24 protein-coding genes are annotated in these 24,361 nt (G+C 38.6%); 12 read left to right on the top strand and 12 right to left on the bottom strand.

Features of this window, described 5'->3' with window-relative positions:
- Positions 1–36: 36 nt before the first annotated feature.
- The 5 genes from AWW67_RS04440 to AWW67_RS04460 all read right to left on the bottom strand — a co-directional run bounded on the left by AWW67_RS04440 (position 37) and on the right by AWW67_RS04460 (position 6,282).
- Positions 37–1,179, bottom strand: a complete 1,143-nt coding sequence (locus tag AWW67_RS04440) for a DUF4934 domain-containing protein (protein WP_062300475.1) — start codon at positions 1,177–1,179, stop codon at positions 37–39.
- Between the two features lie 122 nt (positions 1,180–1,301).
- The gene (locus AWW67_RS04445) at positions 1,302–2,471 is read right to left on the bottom strand and encodes a DUF4934 domain-containing protein (RefSeq protein ID WP_062300476.1); all 1,170 of its coding nucleotides are present in this window, start codon (positions 2,469–2,471) and stop codon (positions 1,302–1,304) included.
- 122 nt (positions 2,472–2,593) lie between these two features.
- Positions 2,594–3,736, bottom strand: coding sequence for a DUF4934 domain-containing protein (locus AWW67_RS04450; RefSeq protein WP_062300477.1), 1,143 nt, complete (start codon positions 3,734–3,736; stop codon positions 2,594–2,596).
- 132 nt (positions 3,737–3,868) lie between these two features.
- Positions 3,869–5,011, bottom strand: coding sequence for a DUF4934 domain-containing protein (locus AWW67_RS04455; protein WP_062300478.1), 1,143 nt, complete (start codon positions 5,009–5,011; stop codon positions 3,869–3,871).
- Positions 5,012–5,127: 116 nt separating this feature from the next.
- Positions 5,128–6,282, bottom strand: a complete 1,155-nt coding sequence (locus tag AWW67_RS04460; protein WP_062300479.1) for a DUF4934 domain-containing protein — start codon at positions 6,280–6,282, stop codon at positions 5,128–5,130.
- 391 nt (positions 6,283–6,673) lie between these two features.
- Here AWW67_RS04460 and AWW67_RS04465 point away from each other — a divergent pair, with 391 nt between their 5' ends.
- Positions 6,674–6,880, top strand: coding sequence for a YgaP family membrane protein (locus AWW67_RS04465; RefSeq protein WP_062300480.1), 207 nt, complete (start codon positions 6,674–6,676; stop codon positions 6,878–6,880).
- Positions 6,881–6,942: 62 nt separating this feature from the next.
- On the opposite strand, the gene kbl is transcribed toward AWW67_RS04465, so the two are convergent.
- Together kbl and AWW67_RS04475 are read right to left on the bottom strand one after the other, a co-directional pair.
- Positions 6,943–8,136, bottom strand: coding sequence for a glycine C-acetyltransferase (kbl, locus tag AWW67_RS04470; protein WP_062300481.1), 1,194 nt, complete (start codon positions 8,134–8,136; stop codon positions 6,943–6,945).
- Between the two features lie 2 nt (positions 8,137–8,138).
- A complete protein-coding gene (locus tag AWW67_RS04475) occupies positions 8,139–8,402 on the bottom strand; it encodes a hypothetical protein (protein WP_311316219.1) in 264 nt (87 codons plus the stop codon).
- 223 nt (positions 8,403–8,625) lie between these two features.
- Between AWW67_RS04475 and AWW67_RS04480 the strand changes: the two genes are divergently transcribed.
- The 4 genes from AWW67_RS04480 (at position 8,626) to AWW67_RS04495 (ending at position 11,246) form a co-directional block, all read left to right on the top strand.
- Positions 8,626–9,576, top strand: a complete 951-nt coding sequence (locus AWW67_RS04480) for an NAD-dependent epimerase/dehydratase family protein (protein ID WP_062300482.1) — start codon at positions 8,626–8,628, stop codon at positions 9,574–9,576.
- Between the two features lie 142 nt (positions 9,577–9,718).
- A complete protein-coding gene (locus AWW67_RS04485; protein ID WP_062300483.1) occupies positions 9,719–10,528 on the top strand; it encodes an alpha/beta fold hydrolase in 810 nt (269 codons plus the stop codon).
- 236 nt (positions 10,529–10,764) lie between these two features.
- A complete protein-coding gene (locus tag AWW67_RS04490) occupies positions 10,765–11,004 on the top strand; it encodes a hypothetical protein (protein ID WP_062300484.1) in 240 nt (79 codons plus the stop codon).
- Positions 10,989–11,246: a type II toxin-antitoxin system RelE/ParE family toxin gene (locus AWW67_RS04495; protein ID WP_062300485.1), complete on the top strand. Its 258-nt coding sequence runs from the start codon at positions 10,989–10,991 to the stop codon at positions 11,244–11,246. The genes AWW67_RS04490 and AWW67_RS04495 overlap by 16 nt, the downstream gene beginning before the upstream one ends.
- Before the next feature lie 241 nt (positions 11,247–11,487).
- Here the strand turns inward: AWW67_RS04495 and AWW67_RS04500 are convergent, their stop codons facing one another.
- The 4 genes from AWW67_RS04500 to AWW67_RS04515 all read right to left on the bottom strand — a co-directional run bounded on the left by AWW67_RS04500 (position 11,488) and on the right by AWW67_RS04515 (position 15,854).
- Positions 11,488–12,357 carry a transglutaminase-like domain-containing protein gene (locus AWW67_RS04500; RefSeq protein ID WP_062300486.1) on the bottom strand — a complete coding sequence of 290 codons (870 nt, stop codon included), beginning with the start codon at positions 12,355–12,357 and terminating at the stop codon, positions 11,488–11,490.
- Between the two features lie 2 nt (positions 12,358–12,359).
- Entirely contained in the window at positions 12,360–13,988 is a 1,629-nt protein-coding gene (locus tag AWW67_RS04505) for an acyl-CoA carboxylase subunit beta (RefSeq protein ID WP_062300487.1), read from the bottom strand.
- A 102-nt stretch (positions 13,989–14,090) separates the two neighbouring features.
- Positions 14,091–15,044: an MlaD family protein gene (locus AWW67_RS04510; protein ID WP_062300488.1), complete on the bottom strand. Its 954-nt coding sequence runs from the start codon at positions 15,042–15,044 to the stop codon at positions 14,091–14,093.
- A 3-nt stretch (positions 15,045–15,047) separates the two neighbouring features.
- Complete coding sequence (locus tag AWW67_RS04515; RefSeq protein WP_062300536.1) at positions 15,048–15,854, bottom strand: N-acetylmuramoyl-L-alanine amidase family protein; 807 nt, start codon at positions 15,852–15,854, stop codon at positions 15,048–15,050.
- A 109-nt stretch (positions 15,855–15,963) separates the two neighbouring features.
- Here AWW67_RS04515 and AWW67_RS04520 point away from each other — a divergent pair, with 109 nt between their 5' ends.
- The 7 genes from AWW67_RS04520 to AWW67_RS04550 all read left to right on the top strand — a co-directional run bounded on the left by AWW67_RS04520 (position 15,964) and on the right by AWW67_RS04550 (position 22,363).
- Positions 15,964–18,660 (top strand): putative LPS assembly protein LptD, encoded by a 2,697-nt coding sequence (locus tag AWW67_RS04520; RefSeq protein WP_062300489.1) that lies wholly within the window; start codon positions 15,964–15,966, stop codon positions 18,658–18,660.
- Between the two features lie 178 nt (positions 18,661–18,838).
- Positions 18,839–19,147: a nucleotidyltransferase family protein gene (locus tag AWW67_RS04525; RefSeq protein WP_053222883.1), complete on the top strand. Its 309-nt coding sequence runs from the start codon at positions 18,839–18,841 to the stop codon at positions 19,145–19,147.
- A complete protein-coding gene (locus tag AWW67_RS04530) occupies positions 19,137–19,478 on the top strand; it encodes a HepT-like ribonuclease domain-containing protein (protein ID WP_053222884.1) in 342 nt (113 codons plus the stop codon). The genes AWW67_RS04525 and AWW67_RS04530 overlap by 11 nt, the downstream gene beginning before the upstream one ends.
- Positions 19,479–19,748: 270 nt before the next feature.
- The gene (locus AWW67_RS04535) at positions 19,749–20,468 is read left to right on the top strand and encodes a hypothetical protein (protein ID WP_062300490.1); all 720 of its coding nucleotides are present in this window, start codon (positions 19,749–19,751) and stop codon (positions 20,466–20,468) included.
- Positions 20,469–20,655: 187 nt separating this feature from the next.
- Positions 20,656–20,883, top strand: coding sequence for a DUF433 domain-containing protein (locus AWW67_RS04540; RefSeq protein ID WP_053222885.1), 228 nt, complete (start codon positions 20,656–20,658; stop codon positions 20,881–20,883).
- A 10-nt stretch (positions 20,884–20,893) separates the two neighbouring features.
- Entirely contained in the window at positions 20,894–21,247 is a 354-nt protein-coding gene (locus tag AWW67_RS04545; protein ID WP_062300491.1) for a DUF5615 family PIN-like protein, read from the top strand.
- Between the two features lie 192 nt (positions 21,248–21,439).
- Positions 21,440–22,363 (top strand): AbiTii domain-containing protein, encoded by a 924-nt coding sequence (locus AWW67_RS04550; protein ID WP_062300492.1) that lies wholly within the window; start codon positions 21,440–21,442, stop codon positions 22,361–22,363.
- A gap of 101 nt (positions 22,364–22,464) precedes the next feature.
- On the opposite strand, the gene lysS is transcribed toward AWW67_RS04550, so the two are convergent.
- Positions 22,465–24,186: a lysine--tRNA ligase gene (gene lysS, locus AWW67_RS04555; protein WP_062300537.1), complete on the bottom strand. Its 1,722-nt coding sequence runs from the start codon at positions 24,184–24,186 to the stop codon at positions 22,465–22,467.
- Positions 24,187–24,361: the final 175 nt, after the last annotated feature.

Raw genomic sequence — 24,361 nt, forward strand, 5'->3', positions numbered from 1 at the left:
CTTGTTTCCCTGTCTTCAAAGTCAGATAGTAAAACATTATTTAAACTTCACCCACATCAGTACTGGGTTTTCTGAGGATTCGATTTCTTCTAAAGTGGTACCCTCTCGGAATTTGACTTTTGCTTCACCCAGGTCATTTATATACGCTCGGACATCTGGAGATTGCACACTAACCATAAACCTATCTTCTTCCCATTTAATAGGCGTCATTGCATACTTGGTTGCAGCATTTTTGTTCACTTTGAATGCTCTTTGAATTCCAGAATTACGATCTATCAATACCCTGAATACATCTTTGAACGATGTTTTATAGCTCAAGTAAATCCACTTTTCATTTATGTAGGAGTCCACCCACCAAACTAAGTCTGTTTCACGAATAAGACCAGTTGTTCTTGGATTGTTTTTTATGGTTTCTTCTGTCCAAAGCCATTCCTCACCAAAGTCAAACTTAAGCAAGGGCCGAGTTTGATTATTTTTAATAAGAAAAACTGAATCGCTTTTAAATCCATGATAAATAAGGTCTTTTCCATAAGGTTGAAAACTATTGACACTGCTACCTACATATAGAATCAGTGGTGAAGAGTATGGATTAGCCATTTGCTTCACTTCCATATTTTCATCGAGAAAAAGGACATTGAATTGTAATGAATCTTGATAGGCTGTATAATCCAAATCGGCAACAAACCCCTTATCATATGTAAAAAAGCTCTTAGCATAGAATGGGAGTTTCCAACTTCTCAAATGATTGCCCTCTAAGTCATAAGAGATTAAGCTACGCCTGTTAATATCAGATACGAAAATATGATCTCCATCTACCCAGAAACTCCAGATAAACTCATACTCTCCCGGGCCATTCCCTACATGGCTAAACTTACTAATGAACTCTCCTTCTTTGGAATAAGAATAAATACTGCCGTCATTTCCACTCGGAAAAACAATTCTATCCTCTGTGCTAGACACTTTAAATACACTGCTCAATAACGACTCTTCGGTCTCTTCTAAACGCATGATTTCAACTTCTTCAATTAATTCGAAAATTGAAACAGGTTTGGCCTCTGTATCGATTTTGAAAGTTTTGAACCCATCCAAATTAGTGGACTTCTTATCATTAGAGGCTCCCTTTTCAGCGCAGCTCCACGCTGTTAATAGAAGTAGTAAAAGGCAAATATTTATTCTCATTGTAAGTTGTATGTTTAGTAAACCAACTTTTGGGGGGACTTTCAGGGTGATGGAAACCCTCCAAAAGGCAGTTCTATATTTGATCTTTTTCTAAAATCTAACTACTAAATACTATGTACTAACTACTCCTTAAACTTCACCCACATCACCAATGGGTTTTCAGAGGATTCAACCTTTTCTAAAGTAGTGCCCTCACGGTAATTGATTTGATTTTCATCCAGCGCAGATAGAATGTTAGGAACATCGCTTGTAGTAACAGAAAACATCAGCCGATCTTTTTCCCAACCCAAGTATAAAAACTCTTCATTCACTGATTTGCCCTTCGGCATTTCCATTCGCTTGACCTTCCCATTTATTCTGTCAATTAAAAAATACTCCCAATGCGAATAGCCAATCAAGGCATCTGCATAAATGTGTTTTTGACCAATCGACATGCCTAGTACCCAAGCTTTATTCTCGGCTTCTACTTTCTCTAAAAGCTCGTTTGTAGGAGCAGGTTTATCTCCCCAAAACCAATTTCCCTTAAAATCTAAATGCACCAAAGGGGCGAGTTTATCATTTGTGTAGGCGTAAATGGTATCGCTAAAAACCCTAAAAAGCTGCATTCCACCTTGGTAGGGAATAACTGTTGAGTAAGCAATAAACCAAGGCATTTCATCAGGTGCTTTGTCGTATTTCAAAAATGCTTTTTCCAGTTTTAAATCTTTATTCAGCTTTGCGAACTTGTAATAAGAGGTGTCATTGATGGGGTTATAATTCATTTCAGCAACGTAGCCATCTTTATAAGGCCGAATATCTCCAACTCGAAGTTTATCAGGCAATTTACGTGAGTCGACAAACTCGCCTTCAGGAGTATAGCGGTAAATTATAGATTTGGGCATTGAATACACCGTAACCAAACCATTCTCCACCCATAAACTTCCGATTGAAATGTACTCTTCTGGCCCCTGCCCTTGTCGGTTTATTTTATTCTTGAATTTTCCGTTTTCATCAAAAAAGTAGATTGTCGTATGCTCATTCGTGCCCAACTTTTTATCTGTATGAAAGACAAAACCATCATCGAGCCTATTGATTTTTCGGATCGTAGATAAAAGTGACTCATCGGTTTCTTCAAATTGCATTAGTTCTACAGACTCAATCATATCGATAAAACTCTCTTTGGGCAGGTTCAAATCAAGATGATATGATTTAAAGTCGTCCAAACTGATAGCCTCCTTGTCATTAACCTTACCCTTTTCAGCGCAGCTCCACGCTGTTAATAGAAGTAGTAAAAGGCAAATATTTATTCTCATTATCAGTTGTATGTTTAGTAAACAAACTTTTGGAGGGGCTTTAAGGGTGAAGACAACCCTCCAAAAGGCAGTTCTATATTTTATCTTTTTCTAAAATCTAACTACTAAATACTATGTACTAACTACTCCTCCTTAAACTTCACCCACATCAGCACCGGGTTTTCAGAGGATTCGATTTTTTCTAAAGTGGTGCCCCTTCTGAACTTTATTCGAGACTGATCCAACTCACTTATCAAAGTAATTAAGTCGTTAGATTGAATTGAGCCAAAAAAAGAATTGCCTTCCCATTTTATGGGAGAAATTGTATACCGCCCATCGTCTTGGTTCCGAAGGTCAATTGACACTACTGCTCCAGTAAGTCTATTAATGAGAAAGGGCTGAGTATCTGTCATTATATAGGTGGCAGCTAGCCAAATCTGCCCCTCTCCAATGTACGAGTTAATGTTATCCACCTTTTCGCCCTTGCTCGACATATACATTTTAGGGTTCATTTTAGCCTCTTCAGTCCAATACCATTTCTCCCCAAAATCAAAATGAGCCAGTGGCTTTACTTGATTATTATTTACCAAATACAACGAATCGCTCATTACTCCTAAATAAGTAGCTCCATTACCATAGGGCTTTAATGAAGGAGAATTAGAGAAGTAATGCATTTTGGGAAAAGCATTAAAGGGCAAAAGTGCTTTTTCCAACTTATGTTCTGAATTGACTACTACTGACCTATACTTGAGTGAATCTTCAATCACCCCATAATTCAAGTCATACACGAAACCATTTTTTATTGGGTAAACATGATGAGTGTAATAGGGAATTCTAATTGAGCTGATGAAATTCCCTTCTAAATCAAATTGTTTAATATGTTGACTTGCTTTAGAAAAAATCGCAATTGTATCTCCCTCAATCCAAAAATCATAAATATCAGCATACTCACCTGGTCCTGATCCTTTATGATTGAAACCATGCATAAAGTCACCTTCCTTATTGAAAAAAAGTACTCCAACCTTTTCACTGGCCATGACGAACCCTCTGCTGTACTCTTGTAAACGACTTGCATAACCAAGCAGTGATTCTGAAGTTTCCTCAAGCCTTATTACTTCAATAGTATCTATTAAGTCGGCCAGTTTAGTTTGAGACATATCCATGTCTATTTTATAAGACCGAAACTCATCTATGTTCAAACCAGATTTATCTAAACCCTCTAACTTCTCTTCAGAACAGCTCCATAGAACTATCAGAAGTAGTAAAACAGAAAAATTTATTCTCATTGTCAATTGTATGTTTAGTAAACAAACTTTTGGAGGGGCTTTAAGGGTGAAGACAACCCTCCAAAAGGCAGTTCATGTTTTGCATTTATCAAAAATCTAGCTACTCAATAGTATGTACTAAGTACCCTCTTCTCAATACTCCTCCTTAAACTTCACCCACATCAGCACCGGGTTTTCAGAGGATTCGATTTTTTCTAAAGTGGTGCCTTGGCGGAATTTGATTTGTTCAGACTTTAACCCAGTAATTAAATCTACTGCATCGTAAGAAGGCATTGAAACCAAGAGTCGATCACCTTTCCACTGAATCGGGTAAAAACCAATATATTCTCCATCCTTTTTCTTTAGCTCAATTCTAAATTGCCCGCCCGTCTCTCTGTTGAACATCGTAACCACTCCCTCACCAAAACCCAGCCCATAGGAAAGGTATATATACCTCTCTCCCAAATGAGATTCAACCGCCCACACCTTCTTCTTTTCACTCACAAAGCTCATAGCCTGATCTGGCTTAGCCTGCACTTCAGGGTCAGACCATAGCCAGTCATTTCCAAAATCCAGTTTGATGATTGGCTTTAATTCCTTATCCTGAGAGATCAAATAAATGGTGTCGCTTAATACGGATTTATAGGCTACGTTTCCTTTGTATTCATTAAAGGTATTCAAGGTCAGGCTCAAAAAGTCTTGCTCATCCTTCCGAGAAAAAGTTGTTGATTGCTTTTGGAAATTAGCATCTAAAAAGACCAGTATAATATTTTGATCTTCATCCCGATGTTCGGCCACATACCCCTTGTTTAGTGGGAAGATGTCGCGATATGGTTCTTCTAATTTAGTAGAAGAAATAAACTCTCCCTGAAGGTTATACGCGAGAACCCTATAGCTCTTTTTTGAAAAAACAAATACTTGCTCGTTCTCTACCCATAAGTTTTGGATATCGTGATATTCTTCTGGTCCTTCACCTTTATGATTGAATTTATTGATGAGCTCACCCAATTGGTTATAAATAAATATATCCCACTCGCCCGGACTCGTAAAGATGAGTTTATCTGCTTCCTTATTAAGTAAACGAACTTCAGTAATTAAGCCCTCCTGACCTTCCTCAAAGCGCATTAATTCTATTTCATCAATAACTTCGGGAAGCTTGAATTTCTCGGCTTCAATATCAATAGGCAGAACTTTGAACTCGTCTTGGTTAATAATATTATCGTTACTCTCTCTTTCAACACAACTCACAGCAGCCAATAGCAACAGTAAAAAACAAATATTTATAATCCATTTCATCTCTATATTAATTAAACAACCTTTTGAAGGGACTTTCAGGATGAAGACAACCCTCCAAAAGGCAGTTCTATATTTTATCTTTTTCTAAAATCTAATTACAAAGTACTATGTACTAACTACTCCTTAAACTTCACCCACATTAGCACCTGATTTTCAGAGGATTCGATTTTTTCTAAAGTGGTGCCTTGGCGGAATTTGATTTGGTCTTCCTTAAGTTCTGAGAGAAAAGAGGCCACGTTTGGAGATTGAATAGTAAATATCATTTGCTCACTATCCCAACCGATAGGAATAGCCACATTATTAGATTTATCTGCTTTTCTCATATCCACGTTGTGAACAGCTCCCGTGGCACGGTCAATTAGAAAGCTTGGAACCACAATACCTTCTGAAAAACCACTATAAGTAAATACCCAAATTAGACGATCACCAATATGAGCAGTGGCTGTCCATACTTTTTCTGTTTCTTGTATCACTTGAACAAAATCAGGTGTTACATCCTTTCCTTCATTCCAATACCAATCCTTCCCAAACTCCAAATGAACTAGCGGAGCAAACCCTTTATCATTCAAATAATACACCGTATCACTCATTATTCTATGTAGTGTAACTCCATCTTTGTAAGGAGTTATTGAATTGGTCCCCAAAGTAAGTCCCGCAGGAATATGCTTGTCGACAGGCTGGTACATATCTACCAGCTTCAAATCCTTGTCCAATGTGGCATATCTATAATAGGAAGTATCGTTAATAGGACGGTAATTCATCTCCATCGCGTAACCATGGTTATAAGTATAGAGATGACCTGGAGATGCTGGCAACTTTTCCGATCTAATAAAATCGCCTTCCAATGAATAGCGCTTTACGGAAGATTGGTTTCTTGAATAGATGGCCAGCGTATCTCCTTCCAACCACAAATCAGTAATGTTCAAATACTCTTCTGGTCCTTCACCTTTCCTATTGATCTTGCGAACAAAATTTCCTTCCAAGTCAAAAACAAATACATCAGACTCTCTTCCACTGGTGAACACCAACTGATCTTTCGACTGATGGACGTCATAGATGTAAGACAATAAAGAATTATCGGTTTCTTCCATCCGTACCAGCTCAACAGATTCAATTAAATCAGCGAAACGTTCGGTAGGAAGGTCTCTATCGAGTTGATAGGACTTAAAGTCATCGGTGACCACAACGGCTTCACTTTCCTTTTCAGAAACATTTTTTGAGCATGAAAATGCGACCAATAGAGTGATAAAAAATAGGATAAACTGCTTCATCGTTTTTTTGAGGTTGAAGGAAGTTTGAACTTGATTAATAAGTCAAACATTCACCAACAAGAATAACTAAAAGAGTAGTCGTTTCAAAAGAATAACAGATCAAATTTGATTTTGTGTATTCTAAAGTTTTCAGATGGAATAAGAGAAAAAACACAACAGCTTGCTCTAATAGCCTCACAGCCAAATCAAGTTCACTACCATTTTATCGCAAGGCCTAAACCAGTGATTAAATCTCCTTTCGGCATGACTTATATCAGTATTCGGCAATGGGGCATTCGCTAACTTCATAACATGAAAACTAAAGCATTTAAACCGCTGATCGTTTGAGGATTGTGTCTGGTAATCATCACGGTATTGTGCTTTTATTCCAAACCACCTAACTATTGAGATTATGAAAAAGAATATGGGAAATGCAGACAAAGCAGTAAGAATTTTAATCGCAGTGGCGATTGCAATTCTTTATTTTGGCAACATAGTAACGGGTACTTTGGGCATTGTTTTATTGGTGTTGGCGGCAGTATTCCTTCTGACCAGCTTGGTGAGCTTTTGCCCACTCTATACGCTCGTAGGGTTCAATACTTGTCCCGCAAAAAAATAGCATAAAAAGAGGCCATCAGATTGAATCCAATGGCCTCTTTACTAATCAGTTATTATGAAACGTTAAATCACTCCTAAATCTTTACCTACTTCAGTAAAGGCTTGAATGGCTTTGTCTAAATGGTGCATTTCGTGCCCAGCAGAAACCTGAACTCTAATTCTGGCTTGGCCTTTCGCCACTACAGGGTAGAAGAAGCCAATCACGTAAATGCCCTTTTCTAAAAGTGCATCGGCCATTTTTTGAGCCAATTTGGCATCGTAAAGCATTACAGGTACAATAGCGTGCTCGCCCGGCTTAATATCAAAACCAGCTTCGGTCATTTTACTTCTAAAGTACTTGGTGTTTTCCTCCAATTTATCGCGAAGAGTGGTGGCTTCAGAAAGCATATCGAATACCGCAATAGAAGCTCCTACAATAGAAGGCGCCAAAGTGTTGGAGAATAAATAAGGTCTTGAGCGCTGACGAAGAATTTCGATCACTTCTTTCTTACCAGAAGTAAAACCTCCAGACGCACCACCTAGGGCTTTACCCAATGTACCAGTGATAATATCTACACGGTCCATGCAGTTTCTGAATTCATGAACGCCTCTACCTGTTTTGCCCATAAAACCTGTTGAATGACATTCGTCTGTCATTACCAAAGCTTTATACTTATCAGCCAAATCACAGATTTTGTCTAATTGTGCAATGGTGCCGTCCATTGAGAACACGCCATCGGTAACAATGATTTTATTCTGTGCTCCCTTAGCATCTGCATCTTTCAATTGCTGCTCTAAGCTGTCCATATCATTATGATCGTAACGGAAACGCATGGCTTTACACAAACGCACACCGTCAATAATTGAAGCGTGGTTTAGTGCATCTGAAATAATCGCGTCTTCGGCACCCAACAATGGTTCAAAAACACCACCGTTGGCATCGAAAGCTGCTGCATAAAGAATGGTATCTTCCATGCCCAAAAAATCTGAAATCTTTTGCTCTAGCTCTTTGTGAATATCTTGTGTTCCACAAATAAAACGTACCGAAGACATACCAAAACCGTGGGTATCGATGGCTTTTTTGGCCGCCTCAAGCACCCTTGGGTGAGAAGACAGACCTAAATAGTTATTTGCACAAAAGTTGATTACTTCTCTTCCATCAGCCGTTTTGATATCGGCTGCTTGGGGAGTGGTAATGATTCTTTCTTTTTTATAAAGTCCGGCTTCTTTGATTTCTGCTAGTTCAGCCTGAAGTTTGGGTTGGAGTGTATCGAACATAATTAATTTGTTTTCGGTTTGGGTCTCATCATCACTTTAGGGCGGGCTGCCGCTGTTGGCACTGCCTTCTCTGGCAGCTCTTCTTTTAGTGGAAATGCTCTCCTAATTGGGTTAATGAGAAATAATTTTTGAGCTGTAAAGCTATTAGGGTGCATTTGGTCATATAAAACTTTGAATTTAGACCACTGTTCGGGCTGCGCTTTTTTAAAAGCATCCGAGTCAATTTTCTTGTCTTTTAAATAAGATTCAAAGTCCTTGATTTCCATCGCAATGCAAATATAAAAAATATGGGTTCCGAACGGCTATTCGTATCGGCAAAGGTTTTACTTATTCTATTCCATTCGCTAATATTGCAGCGCAAAATGGTAGCGCCTTTTGAGGGTTTATCCTCCACTGGGTCTTCCTACCGTTCAGAAACTTTCTATTCTTAAAGCAGAAAAAGAAGAATAGATTTCTGATTCAACGATTACAACTAAAATTAAGAAGCAAATGACTAGAGTACTTATCATCGGAGCGAGTGGACAATTAGGATCGGAACTGACAATTGCGCTCGGTGAGGTTTTTGGAAACGAAAACATCATTGCTTCTGATATTTCTTCTCCACACGCCAACATTGCTGGTTTCACTTTCGAGAAACTAGATGTAATGAATGCGGCTCAGCTGAAGGAGGTTGTTGAAAAACATTCAATCACACAGATTTATCATTTGGCGGCCATCCTTTCTGCCAAAGGCGAATCTAATCCTCAGTGGGCTTGGAACTTGAACATGACCAGCTTATTGAATGTGTTGGAATTGGCCAAGGAGAAAAAGCTAGACAAAATTTACTGGCCAAGTTCTATTGCCGTTTTCGGACCGAACACGCCTTTGGACAATACACCTCAGTTCTGCGAAAAAGACCCCAACACCGTATATGGCATCAGCAAACTTGCTGGCGAAAGATGGTGCGAATACTACTTCGATAAATACGGGGTGGACGTTCGAAGCATCAGGTATCCCGGCCTTATTGGTTACAAATCATTACCGGGTGGCGGCACTACAGATTACGCGGTAGACATTTACCACAAAGCATTGAAAGGTGAGAAATTTACCTGTTTCTTAAGAGAAGACACGGCCTTGCCTATGATGTATATGCCAGATGCCATTAAAGCAACTATTGACCTAATGCAGGCACCAGCCGAACAAGTAAAAGTACGTTCTAGCTATAACCTTTCGGCCATTAGTTTTACACCAAAAGAAATGGCAGCTTCTATTCAAAAGCAAATACCTGAATTCGAAATTGATTATGCGCCAGATTTCCGTCAGGCCATAGCCGATAGCTGGCCCAATACCATTGATGATTCTCAAGCGAGAGCAGATTGGGGTTGGAAACACGGTTTCAGCCTAGATGCCATGACAGAAGACATTCTTAAAAACCTTCCTCCGATTTTAGATAAGTTTTGATATTCTGAAATTACAGCCAAAGAGCTGAGAGTAAATATGAATAATGTTCTTCTAACCGTTAAGTGAATTCTATTTTAGCATTCATGAATATACTGATGGTAACAAAAGAATAAACCCACCGTCCCCTTGATAAAAGAACGCGATGGTCAAAGTATTCAATTTATCTCTGCTCTTAGTTCTGTTGACTTGGAGTAATGCACAATCCCAAACTACTGACACATTAATTAATGTCGGCAATCATGATTTGCATTTTAAAATAATAAAAGGAAAAGGTACACCTATTCTTTTCGAGTCAGGAAATGGTGATGATGGAAGTGTTTGGGATGATATTCTAAAACCAATCCATCAATTAACTGGAGCAACTCTAATCACTTATGATAGGGCTGGACTTGGGGAAAGTGAAATCGACACCACTTCAATTTCTTTTAAGCAAGAAATAAAGGACTTAGAATATGCGCTAAAGGAATTAGGTTTCGACAAGGATCTATTCATCGTGAGCCACTCATTTGGTGGCTTCTACTCTACATTATTTGCTAATCAAAATAAGGACAAAATAAAAGGATCCGTCTATATTGATGTAGCACTACCTTGCTTTTTCACAAAGCAATGGTCACAAGATTTTACGAAGAATATCTCAAAAGAGGATTGGGAGTTAATAAAAACTCATAAAACAGGACTCTATTATGTGCTTAAAAATCTTGCAGAGATTTCCATCTATGTGGGAAATGAAACTTTATACACAAAAATACCTGTCACCTTAATTGCTTCGGAAAAAATACCCGCCATGGTAAAACAGGATGAGGTAGACAAGTGGAAAGAATGCCTCAAGTCTTTCGGCTCTCTACCTAATCACAAGTATGTTTTAGCGAATGGTGCAGGCCATAAGGTATGGGTAGACAATCCCGAAATTGTCATTAACGAGGTGGCAGCATTATATAAAAGAATAAACTAATCTTCTGTTATAGGCTCATTTAACTATCTTTGACAGAGCCAGCCTACTGTCGCAGATTCTCCGGACCTATGACGATTTATGGACACAAGGATTCTGTCCCTTTGAAAAGCCCTCATATCTGTGTTACCGAAAAAAATCCCTACGGGATGACTTAACGCTGGCTTAGGTGCGACATTGAAATAAGCATGGCTACTTTTTAATCAGGAATCTTCTGAAATTATTTATAACTTGATTTTATGATTCAATCCGAAGAACAGCATGTCAATAGACTGATAGAAAAGATCAAATCTATTAAAGACCCTAATGTACTTGAGGAAGTTTACAGACTTTTGGCTGTTGATTTTGATGATTCCATTTATCTAACGTCTGATGCTCAAAAACAAGTGGTTGCTGAATCACAACAAATGATTGAGGGAGGAAATGGCATATCGTCTGAAAAAGCCGATGATGAAATTGACCAATGGTTAAAAAAGTAGTTTGGTCCCCAAAAGCGCAAGCAGAACGTAAATCAGTGCTGGAATATTGGGTCAACCGTAATAAAAGCAAAACCTACAGTTTAAAGCTCAATACGCTGATCAAAGAAGCTATAAACTTAATTATCTCCAACCCAGATATTGGACGTAAAACCGACATCCCTAATGTTCGAATTAAGATTGTTCGTGACTACTTAATTTTCTATGAGGTCAAAGACGAATCACTGCATATTCTGTCCTTTTAGGATAGCCGCCAAGACCCTCAAAAAGTAAAACCCTAAAGGCTTTTGCAGGTTCTCCGATTTATCTGCCCTTAGGCAGAACCTGTGACCAACTATGGACACTAGGACTCTGTCTGCTTTATTAAGAACCACACCATTATCTGCTCAACTGAAAAACCCCGAAGTCTCGGGGCCTACGGGGTGACTTAACGCGGGCTAAAGCAGAAACTATTCATTCCTAGAGAATACAGCGTATCTCAACACTCTACTCCATATCAATGGCCTTGTCTGCTAAAATTTCGATCAGAGATTTAATTTCCTCTACCTTTTCGGTGTTGCCTAGTTTTTCATGGGCAATGGAAAGATTTCGCAATACACGAACCACAATATCTACATTAGTGCATGGTTCGTAATATTGATCTTTAGGCGTTAGTTTTAAGTTCGATACATAATCGTCAACTTCCTTTTTAGAGAAAATCAAGCCGCGATTGAAAGCATTGATATAAAACTGAGTTTCCCCTTTCTTATACGTAAGCACAAATAGGTTGGGCAAATTCACACCATAGATGGGGAGCTTCAACTTTTGAGCAACCAAGGCATATATTATGCAAAGAGAAACTGGATTTCCTTTTTTGGTTTGAAGCACCACATTCATCATAGAGTTTCCTGTAGAATGGAAATTCTTAGTATTCGCTCCAAATTTGAGTTTATTGAAAATAACTGAATTCAAGATTTTCACCTGATCCACTGGATGCACATCGGTTCTAAACTCCAGCCAGGCCTCGTAATAAATTTGCTCCAGATCCTTTTTCAGGTCATCATATTCTAAATCAGGATATTGATAGGTATTCACCAACCACATTCCTTCCAAAAGATCGTCACCGTCTTTTTCCTTCCAAGCTTCCAGTTTTTCTCTGAGCAGTTGAAATTGAAGAGAATGCACCAGCTCCTCAATTCTTTTCTGCACTCTTGGATTAAAACTTCCCTCCCATTCAAATTCTAAATAAGGGATAATATGAGTGCCCAGCGACTTGATTTTGCTTTCCACATGATCAACCACTTCAGCGTCATCATCTTCCAGCAGCGAAATCAACGCCTTTAATTCTTTATTGGTCAGGTTTTCTGTTTCGTTCATTATCAGGTTTGAATAATCCCTACATTGAATTGTTCACGAATTGGTGCATGATTGGCCGCTTGAATTCCCTTGGCAATCACCTTTCTGGTGTCTAAAGGATCAATAATTCCATCTACCCAAATGCGAGAAGCCGCATAATAAGGACTCAATTGCTCATTGTAGCTGTCTGTGATTTCTTCTAACAACTTCTTCTCTTCTTCTGGTTCAATTACTTTGCCCTGTGCTTTTAGCGAAGCTACTTTGATTTGAAGTAAGGTTTTGGCTGCTGCTGCACCACTCATTACCGCCATTTGAGCGGTTGGCCAAGCGTAAATCAATCGTGGGTCATAAGCCTTTCCGCACATAGCATAATTGCCCGCGCCATATGAGTTACCTATTACTATGGTGAATTTTGGCACTACAGAATTGGCCATGGCATTTACCATTTTAGCACCGTCTTTAATAATTCCTCCGTGCTCAGCTCGGCTACCTACCATAAAACCGCTAACATCTTGCAAAAACACCAATGGAATTTTACGCTGGTTGCAGTTCATGATAAATCGCGCTGACTTATCGGCTGAGTCGGAGTAAATTACTCCTCCCATCTGCATTTCGCCCTTTTTCGATTTTACCACCAAACGTTGGTTGGCTACAATTCCTACAGCCCAACCTTCGATTCGGGCATAGCCACAAACGATGGATTTGCCATAAGCCTCTTTATATTCATCAAACTCAGAGTCATCTACTATACGTTTAATGATTTCTTTGATCTCGTAAGGTTTTACCCTACTATCCGGCATAATACCGTAAATTTCTTCTGGGTTTTCCTTTGGAGCCTTAGGTTCCTTTCTATCGAAACCTGCTTTTTCAAACTCTCCAATTTTATCAAAAACGCTTCTGATATAATCTAAACAAGCCTGATCATTCGGGAACTTGTTGTCGGTTACGCCAGATATTTCAGATTGAGTTGTAGCACCACCTAAAGTTTCATTGTCAATATCTTCACCAATAGCAGCCTTTACTAGGTAAGAACCTGCTAAGAAAATAGAACCAGTTTTATCAACAATAGCCGCCTCATCGCTCATAATTGGCAAATAAGCACCACCAGCCACACAGCTACCCATAATTGCGGCTACTTGAATAATACCCATGGAAGACATTTTCGCATTGTTCCTGAACTGTCTTCCGAAGTGTTCTTTATCGGGGAAAATTTCATCTTGCATTGGAAGAAATACACCTGCACTATCTACCAAATAAATAATTGGCAGACGGTTTTCCATCGCAATTTCTTGAGCACGAAGGTTCTTTTTTGCCGTAATAGGAAACCAAGCCCCAGCTTTCACGGTGGCATCGTTGGCTACAATCATACAATCACGACCGCTCACTTGGCCTATACCTGTGACCACACCGCCAGAAGGGCAACCGCCTACATCGGCATACATGCCATCACCAGCCAAAGCCGCTACTTCTAAAAAGTCGCTACCATCATCAATAAGATACTCGATTCTTTCGCGAGCGGTGAGTTTACCTTTCTTATGTTGTGATTCAATTTTCTTTTCGCCTCCACCCAATTTTACTTTCTTGAGTTTTTCATCGAGTCTATACACCAATTGGCGCATAGTGTCATCGTTTTTATTGAATTCAATATCCATATGCAAGTGTTAGCCCGATAAGAACGGGAGTATGATAATTACCTTTGATCTAAAGTAAACCCAAGATTTAATGTTATCAAAAAGATCTATTCGCTCAGGAATTTATTTTTTCTTTTTGTCTGCTGGAGGCCTGTTCTTTCTTCCAAAAATTGAAAAATGAACATAGCGTTTTGGGTTCTCTCTCAGGTCTATGAACAGACTATCTAAATCGGTCATAGAGCTATTCAACGCATTATACAGCGAATCATTGGTCATCAGTTTACCTAGAGTTCCTTCATTAGAATTCAATCTACCTATAAATTCTTGAGTACCCATTAGCACCGAATCCATTCGCATTAAACGTGATTCTACATCTATAGCATTAAGTTTTTCACCCAAAGCTGTGTATTCATCCAATAGTGGTCGAACACCACCCATAGCCGCTACAATAGAATCGGTAACGTATTCAATTCTAAGATTGATTTGCTCCATACCAGAATTGAGCGTACCAGCCATATAAGTTAAGGAATCGGAAAAGTGTTTAAAGTTATCTATGGCTAAGGCAATGGTATCGGCTCTAGACGCGAATGGTTCCAGTACATCATTTATTTTTTTCACTACAGAGTTTAAACTGTTAGCCGCAGAAAGGCCTTCTTCGGTAATCATTTCGGTAATACCTCTGTCCATTTCACCGCTCAAAAAGTCACCACTTTCTAGTATCCGTTCACCCTCTGGGTTTAAAATCAGCTGTACTTCCAAAGCCCCAAGAATATCTGGTTTGGCTAATCGAGCCACAGTACCCTCTTTCATTTTAATGGTGTTGTCGATAGCGAGTGTTACCAATATTTCGTTATAGGCATCTGAGCTGAATTTACGCTCGAGCACCGTACCTACATTTAATCCGTTAAGAATTACCCTGTCGCCCTTATTTAAGCCACTGATATTACTATACTTGACGTAATAGGTGTTTAATGGGGAAAAAACATCGAGTCCCCTTAAATAGTTGAAACCTATATAAAGTGAGCCCAACATTAGCACCGCAAATAAACCGACTTTAAATTCTCTTCCCTTTGCCACTATCTACCTTGTTGATTCCAAATAATTAATATAATCTCGAATTGCTCTAAAAATTGCCGAAGCTAAATAATCCTGTACTTCAGCAGATCCTAGCTCTCTTTCCTCTTTTGGGTTGGTAAGATAGCCAAGTTCTATCAAAACACTAGGCATAGAGGTATTCCATAATACCCATAAACTCGACTGCTTCACTCCTCTACTCTTCCTTCCTGCCCTTTTAGAAAACTGATCTTCAACGTTTTGCGCAAGCAAAATGCTATTTTCTTGAAATGCTTCCTGCATAATAGAAAAAGCAATATTTACTTCAGGCGAAGTAGGGTCAAAGCCTTGATACTTCTCTTTATAATCTTCTTCTAACAAGATTACAGAGTTTTCTCTTTTGGCTACCTCAAAGTTTCTACCTTCATTTTTAACCCCCATTACATAGGTTTCTGTTCCATATACATGTTCATTACCCGCAGGCATGGCATTGGCATGAATAGAGACAAATAAATCTGCATTGGCCTCATTAGCTATGATGGCACGAACTTTGGGATGGCTGTATTCATCCGTTTTTCTAGTGTAAATAACCTCAACGTTGTCTAAAAGTTCATTTAAATACTCCCCTAGTTTCATGGATACGGCAAGTGCAACGTTTTTTTCAAGTAAATTCTTCCCTCGCGTACCAGAGTCTTTTCCGCCATGACCTGGGTCAATCACCACTTTAAATTTAGGCTTAGCCGCTTGAGAAAGCCCTTGATATGGAGCAAAAACTAGTAAAGCCAATGACAAAGCAAGAAGAACAAGCCTATTATTTTTTACTTTGGTTCGCATAGAAATGGTTATTAGAATACCTTTACACAAAAATCTGAATTTTTTCCATAAAGCGAAAAATCCTTTGGTCTCTGTTAGAAACATATCTTTCATATTAGTTTTACTACTGATGGCGTTTGGCCTAAGGGCCCAAGAAGGAGGTTTAAAGAATGATCCTGTTAAGATCGAACCTACTCCGCTCAGCACCAGCCCAACAACAACCAGACCAGTTGGTACAGACACCCTCAAAATCAAGAACAATGGCATAGAAACTACTATTTTGTACTATGCCGAAGATTCGATTATTACCAAAACTGCTACGAATGTAACGTACTTATACGGAAATGCTTACATCGAGTATGGCGATATTAAATTAGATGCTGCACAAATTATTATCGATAGAAATCAAAATGAACTTATTGCCAAGGGTGTTCAAGATTCTACAGGCAGCTGGATTGGCCTTCCTGTTTTTCAAGATAAGGGCGGAGTATATGAAACTCGGGGTATTCGCTACAACTTCGCAACCAACCGAGCCAAAATTACAGGCGTAGTAACCAAGCAAGATGAAGGCTACGTTTCGGGTGAAGAAATCAAAAAGAACCAAGATGGTAGCGCCTATATTAAAGGCGGAAAGTTTATCCCTTGTGCCGAATTGTTAGCTACTACTTACATTAAGGCTGATAAAATCAAGGTAATTCCTGGCGATAAAATCATTACAGGCCCTGCCCAATTGTATATTGGCGATATCCCCACCATATTCGCTCTGCCTTTTGCTTTCTTCCCCGATGTTAAAAGCGATGCCCAATCTGGAATTCTTTTTCCAAAATATGGGGAAGAAAGGGTGCGAGGAATTTTCTTGCGCGAAGGAGGTTATTTCTTTGGCAATAATGAGTACATAAGAACAGCCGTTACAGGCGATTATTACTCAAAGGGAAGTTTTGGTTTTAACGTACGCTCCACCTATAAAAAACGCTACAAGTATAGTGGCAGTGTAGACCTTAGGTATAATAAAAGCAAAACTCCTGAGATAGACGAAAATCCATTGAACTCAAATGACTTTTGGGTTTCCATTTCTCACAGGCCAGAATCAAGAGGTAAAACTCGTTTTTCGGCAAGTATCAATGCTGGAACAAGCTCATACAACAACAATAATATTTCCACCGAAAACTTCCAGAATACGATTCGTTCAGAGTTCCGTTCCAACATTTCGCTAACAGGAAGTTTTGCAAATAATCGTTTTAGCTATGGTTTAAACGCACGTCATTCACAAAATATTCAAACCAATATTCTTGATGTATCCTTACCTGAGTTTTCCCTAAACATGACTAGGGTAACACCATTTTCAACAGCCAAGCAAGAAGCTTTGAAAAGGCTTTCTTTCTCTTGGGCCTTCAGTACATCGAATAAGATTACCAACTTAATAAGACCAAATACCGCTGGATTTGACATTTCCAATTCTACCAATGAGGCCGATACCTTAGCAGTTACTTTTGCCAAACTACCAGAGTTATTTGCTAATGCCCAAAATGGAGCAAGACATACCATCCCTATTTCCACTTCCTTCCCATTTTTGAAAAACTTTAACGTTTCTCCTTCTATCAATTTTCAAGAACTATGGTATTTACAAGAGCTTGATTACACCTATTTAGAAGATGAGAATGCAGTTAGAATAGACACATTAAATGGCTTTTCGAGGGCATCTACCTACGGGGCAAATGTTAACGTTTCTACTCAACTTTATGGCATCAAAAACTTTAAGCCAAGCAGTAAGGTTGAGTCTATTCGTCATATCATGCAGCCCAGTTTAAGTTTCAGTTACCGTCCTGATTTTGGACAAGAGAAGTATGGTTATTATAAAAACATTCAAGTAGACTCCACTTCTACCGGAGAGCCGGTTTATCAGTTTTTATCTAAATACAACGGCTTTGTGTTTGGAAGTCCATCATTAGGAGAATCGGCAGCTATTACTTTTAACGTTAGTAATAAGGTTGAAATGAAAGTGAGGAACGATACCACCAAATCTGAAAAGGTGTCGATTCTTGAGAACCTTTCGTTTTCTACCAGCTACAACTTTCTGGCCGACTCATTCAATCTTTCGGATTATAATATAGCCGCAAGAACTACACTGTTTAAAAACAAAATCGACATTAGTGCGGGTATAGTTTTAGACCCTTACACTTATTTAACCACCAATGATGGCGAGGGCGATGTAATCAAAAGGGTAGATGTAATTGCGCTTACACAAGGCAAAGGGCTTGGAAAAATAAGAAGTGGGCGTTTTTCTTTGAGCACCAACCTCAATTCAAAGGCATCAAACAATAATTCGTCTTCATCTATGAGGGGCGGAGCTGGTGGTATGGCGGCAATTGAAGGAGGTGGTTTTTTAAACGGAGAAGACGATGGTTATGGCACTTTAAATAATGGAGACATGGTGAATCAACAGCGGGTACCTCAATATTTTGACGACCCCAATGCTTATGTTGATATTTCCGTACCATGGAACGTTAGGTTCAGTTATAATTACTCCTTTAGCCAAAATTTATTTAATAATAAGTTTTCTACAACCACACGCCAATCCATTAAAATGAATGGTCAAGTGGCCGTTTCCGAAAAGTGGCAACTCACTTTTAATACGGGTTATGATGTAGAATTAAAAGAGTTTACACAAAGTTCATTAGGCGTTTACCGCGACCTAGGCTGTTGGGAGTTAACGGGCAACTGGATTCCATTCGGACGATTTACCTCCTACTCTATCGACATTCAAATTAAAGCTTCGGCACTTAAAGATTTGAAACTTAGCCGCAGAAGAAGCTTCTTCGATAATTGATTTTTGAGGGGTTAAACGTTATTTGTTATTATGTTAGCGTTCAAAAGGTTTTTCGCAAACAATAAACCCAATGTTCATAGACGTTTAAAGTGCATGTGTTGCCATCATTTAGTTCACTCTTAAGTAATTTGAGTATGGCTCTATTTCAAGATTATACTATTCACTATCTTTATCATCCATGGTCTCCATTATCGAAAATAATTTAGATGCGATTTATGCCTTGTTCAAAGAACACAAGGTAATTTCTGCTGCTTTATTTGGCTCTGCAGCTAAAAATAACTTGCACGGAAATAGTGACATTGATTTTTTGATTCAATTTTCAGAAGAACTGGAGCTTCTAGATTATGCAGATAATTATTTCGATTTGAAAGAAAAGCTTGAAACGCTCCTTGGCAGAAGCGTTGACTTAGTTTCTCGTAAGTCTTTAAAAAACCCGATTCTTATTCAGTCTATAAACGACTCAAAAAAAGAATTATATGCAGCCTAGAGCACTAAAATACATTTTAGATATTGAGAGTGTAATTGAAGAACTAGAGCACTTCAAATCCTTGGTGGAAAATAATTTCGAAAACTATCAAAAGGAGATAGTGGTAAAAAGAGCTACGGAAAGAAACCTAGAAATAATAGGCGAGGCGATAAAGAAATTCCACTCCATAGAACCAAATCTAAAAATATCTTCGTCTGCAAAAATTATTGGACTCAGAAACCTAATTGCTCATGCTTACGACTCAGTAGATGATGAAATAATTTGGGCAATAATCCAGAAAAACATTCCGGCCCTCTCCGAAGAAATCAAAAAGATAAAAGCAGGCAACTGATTACTTTTAGCACGATTAACCTCCTCCTCTATCGACATTCAAATTAAAGCTTCGGCACTTAAAGATTTGAAACTTAGCCGCAGAAGAAGCTTCTTCGATAATTGATTTTTTGAGAGGTTAGAGATTAGATGATAAACGTTAGACCAGAGCCCCGAAAAATGAAGGTGGCTAACTGATCCACTTGCAAAGTGTAGTACGATGAAATAATTTTATAGACCTTTATATTGTTCATCATATGAAAGGCCCTAAATCTTTTAACTATCTGCTCCATTGAATAATTTAAACAAATTTGACAGGCTCTATCTTGAGGTAAAAGGGAATAGATGGTATTGGCTATTTTCCATTTTCTGTCGCGTAAGCTTGGCTTACGCCTTTATTTTTGCCGGAATCGTAAAAATCGTGGGCGAAAGATTTGCCAGCGGTCTTTCTGTACTTCATCCCATGGGCGCCTACCTTAATGCTTTACATCACACTGGCTTTTATTATACATTTATTGGAATTGCTCAGGTTATTGCCGCTATCTTACTCTTAATACCACGCACTGTAGCTTTAGGTGCGTTATTGTATTTTCCAATCATTCTTAATATTTGGATACTCTCTTTTGCCGTTCGTTTTGAAGGCTCTTTTGTGACCTCACCGCTGATGGTACTCGCCAATTTGTTTCTTATTGTTTGGTGCTACGATAGACTGAAATACCTCTTGCCCATTAAAACCTACTCCAACATTACACTATTTCAAAAACCGAAAAAATACAGCACTAAATTCCCTTTCGCATTCTTTTCATCAGTAATTATTACGGTTGCCCTTACCATTGCCTGGGCTCAATTTGGTTTTGAAGCCATGCCTAGAAACTCTCTATCAGATTGTAAAAAGCAATTTGAGAATACCGAAAATGAAGTTGCTGGATTCCAGTTTTGTGAATGCATTCATATTAATGGAGAACCATTAGATGGATGTTTAGAGGGGTTTGAAAGCGCAACAACACAATAGCTAACGGATTTATAACCAATTAAAACCCCCATTATTTTAAAGCGCGTTTTTCTGAAAGTTTTGATAAATTAAATGTGATATGGACGTCATGTTTGTAGCGTATGCATAAACTTTGAGAAAGGATGCCTGCTACCTGCTACTTATTTAAAACCGAACTAGAAACTCATAAATTTCGTATTTTTAGACTATGGATTGGAGAAACTATATCATTGCAGACGACACAGTATTATTAGGTAAGCCAACGGTAAAAGGCACAAGAGTGTCTGTTGAACATATCATCGGACTGTTAGCCCAAGGATGGACCGAAGATCAAATCCTAGAGAACTATCCGCGTCTAAATCATGAATCTTTGCAAGCGGTATTTTCTTATATCCAAGCATGTTTGAAAGATGGATTACTGTACACCACCTCTTAACTAAGATAGATTGAAGTTTCTAGCAAATGAGAACGTCCCATTCTCCAGTGTAACTCACCTTAAGTCTATAGGGTATGACATTAAAGCCATTGGCATTGATAACCCTAGTATTACAGACGAACAAGTTATGCAAATAGCGATTGCAGAGAACCGAACCATCATTACCTATGACAGCGACTACGGAGAGCTAATTTTCAGACATGGTTACAGGCCAAACGCAGGAGTAATCTTTATCAGGCTTCAACCAGAAGACCCTTTAGAAACTGCTAGAATATTAGAAAACTTGATCTCTAAAAACATATTATCATTTGATAAAAATCTAACTGTAATCGACTCTAATTCAATCCGTCAGAAAAAATATTAGCCCCTCAAAATATGATAGCTAAAATCATGGCGATTTAGTGGGGCCTCATATTCCGCCATTCTTAATATTCTTCACCACCAAGCCACCATTAATTAGTTACTGAAAAGATTTTTTTGATAAATTGTATGATATATATACGCTCTAAATGTGGCGGATATATAACGTTAACACCAATTTTAAATCAACACCGAGGTGAAACTAATAAACGACATAATTAACGAACTAATTGATACTGACAAATCAATTAGTTCTCCACTCCTTAAGACGAAAGTTCTTGCAAGTAGACTTCAAAACGAGATTCTTTTAAATTGGGTTAGCAACGAGCTTAAAGGCTATGACAAGTCAAGTGATTTACCCGATTACAGAAAATATAAAGGAAATATCACTGGCACTTACATAAATGGAAATATGCAATACAATGACCAACCTGTGCCCACAATCGGACTCAAGCGTGAATTGGAAGAGGTTATACGTTCAATGGATTTTAATCAAAGTATTGCAAGTCTTGAGATTCTAAAGGCAGAGAATAAATCTGGAACATTGGAACATAAATTTCCGGCAGAACTTACCGGACTAATTCAACAAAACTGGAGAAAAATGGGTAATCCATATTTACAGTTGATTAATTGTAAAAAATCTATTCCCGTCAATGCTGTTGTTGAAATTCTATCTTATGTAAGAAATAACTTACTTGACTTTATGCTTAAAATAGATTCCGAATTTGGAAACATAACAGAAATAGAAGAATTGAAAACTAAAAAAGAAGAAATAGCCACTTTTATGAGTCAGACTATAATAAACAATTCTGGTGACGGTAATGTAGTAAACACAGGAGATAAAGCAAAAATAATAGCGACTATCAGTATTAATAAAGGAAATCAAGAGGAGTTAGAAAAACATTTACAAAACATCGGACTGAGTAAAATTGACACAGCTGAACTTGTTGAAATCATCGACACCGAAGAGCCCAATTTAGAAAATAAGACATTCGGACAGAAAGTAAACTCTTGGACTCAAAAAATGCTTGGTAAAGCTCTTGACGGCTCTTGGAATATTGGAATTGGAGCAGCCGGAAATTTAATTGCAGAAGCTATAAAAGCGTATTATGGAATGTGAAAAAACTGGTGACAACAGGCATTTGACAAAACGTTAACACCAAAAGAAAGCCATTCTACTCTCGCAAAATGGCCTTCTGTAAATTTAGGTTGGGTTAGCTATTAGCTTAACCAGCCTTCGATTTCTTCTAAGCTAGCCGCTGCAACATCTTGAAGTTTGAGCTTCTTTCTCATACCACCCATATCGTTGAGCAGTTTAGAAGCCGTTTGTTCTTTGAGTTGCGCAATGGTATTGATGTTCAGCTTTCTCAGAATTTGAACCAGCTCTAATCGAACACCTTCTTTTACAAACTCTTCATCCGTTGCCATTTTGGCTTTCTTCTCTGGTTTCATTTGAGGGAAGAACAACACATCTTGAATCGACTTTGAGTTGGTCATAATCATCGACAGACGATCGATACCAATACCCAAACCAGCGGTTGGTGGCATACCGTATTCCAAAGCACGAAGGAAGTCTTCATCCAAAGTCATGGCTTCATCATCTCCTCTTTTGCCTAATTCCAGCTGCTCTTCAAAACGCGCTCTTTGGTCGATCGGGTCGTTCAATTCAGAGAATGCATTACAGATTTCTTTCCCGTTACAAATGGCTTCGAAACGCTCTACCAAACCTTCTTTGCTACGGTGCTTTTTCGCCAATGGCGACATTTCCACAGGGTAATCAGTAATGTAAGTAGGCTGAATTAGCTTGCCTTCACAGTGCTCACCAAAAATTTCATCAATGAGTTTTCCTTTCCCCATCGACTCATCCGTAGGTACATTCAGTTTTTTAGCAGTTTCTCTCAGCTCGGTCTCGTTCATTTCAGAAATATCAATTCCTGTAAAATGCTCAATGGCTTCGAACATGGTAAAGCGTTTCCACGGACGCTGGAAATCAATTACATTTTCGCCCACCTGAACTTTGGTAGTTCCGTGTAAATCAATGGCTACTTTCTCTACCATTTCCTCCACCAAATCCATCATCCAATTGTAATCTTTGTAAGCCACATAAAGCTCTACTTGGGTAAATTCTGGATTATGGAAACGTGACATTCCTTCGTTTCTGAAATCTTTAGAGAACTCAAAAACACCATCGAAGCCGCCTACAATTAATCTTTTTAGGTACAATTCATTGGCAATTCGCAAATAAAGCGTCATGTCCAAAGTATTGTGATGTGTTTTGAAAGGCCTTGCTGCTGCCCCACCGTAAAGCGGTTGAAGAATTGGTGTTTCCACTTCTAGGTAACCTCTATCAGCCAAGAACTGACGCATAGAGTTTACCATATGCGTTCTTTTAATGAAAGCCTCCTTTACATGAGGGTTCACCACCAAATCCACATAGCGCTGTCTGTAACGCTGCTCCGGATCAGTAAAGGCATCATGCACTTTGCCTTCGGCATCAGTTTTTGGTAAAGGCAGTGGCTTTAAAGATTTAGTAAGCACGGTCATTTCTGTAACGTGCACAGAAATTTCGCCTACCTGTGTTTTAAACACGTAGCCTTTAATTCCAACAAAATCACCAATACTAAGAACCTTCTTAAAAACCGTATTATAAAGCGTTTTGTCTTCGCCTTCGCAAATATCATCTCTTCTTACATAGACCTGAATTCGGCCTTGAGAATCTTGAATTTCGGCAAAAGAGGCAGAGCCCATAATTCTACGGCTCATCATTCTACCTGCAATGGTAATCTGTTTAAAGCGTTCAGGGTCTTTATCAAATCCTTCCTTAATTTCCTTTGAATAAGTGGTTACTTCATAGGTTTCTGAAGGATATGGATTGATACCGAGCTTTTGAAGTTCCTCCCGCTCTTGTCTTCTGACAATTTCCTGTTCGCTTAAAATCTGCATTGCTTTATTTTTTTCGAGGCGCAATTTAGTCATTCACTCACATTTATTAAACAATTAAAAACGGTCTCTATGTAGTATTCACCTGAACTCGATCAATAAAACAGGCATAGTTGGGTAATGTGGATATTTCTGAAGTTAGAAACCCTCCAAAAGTTTTTTCTCGTGCTTCAGATGA

Origin of the sequence: Roseivirga seohaensis, from assembly GCF_001592945.1 — a bacterium.
In the GTDB taxonomy this organism is placed as follows: domain Bacteria; phylum Bacteroidota; class Bacteroidia; order Cytophagales; family Cyclobacteriaceae; genus Roseivirga; species Roseivirga seohaensis.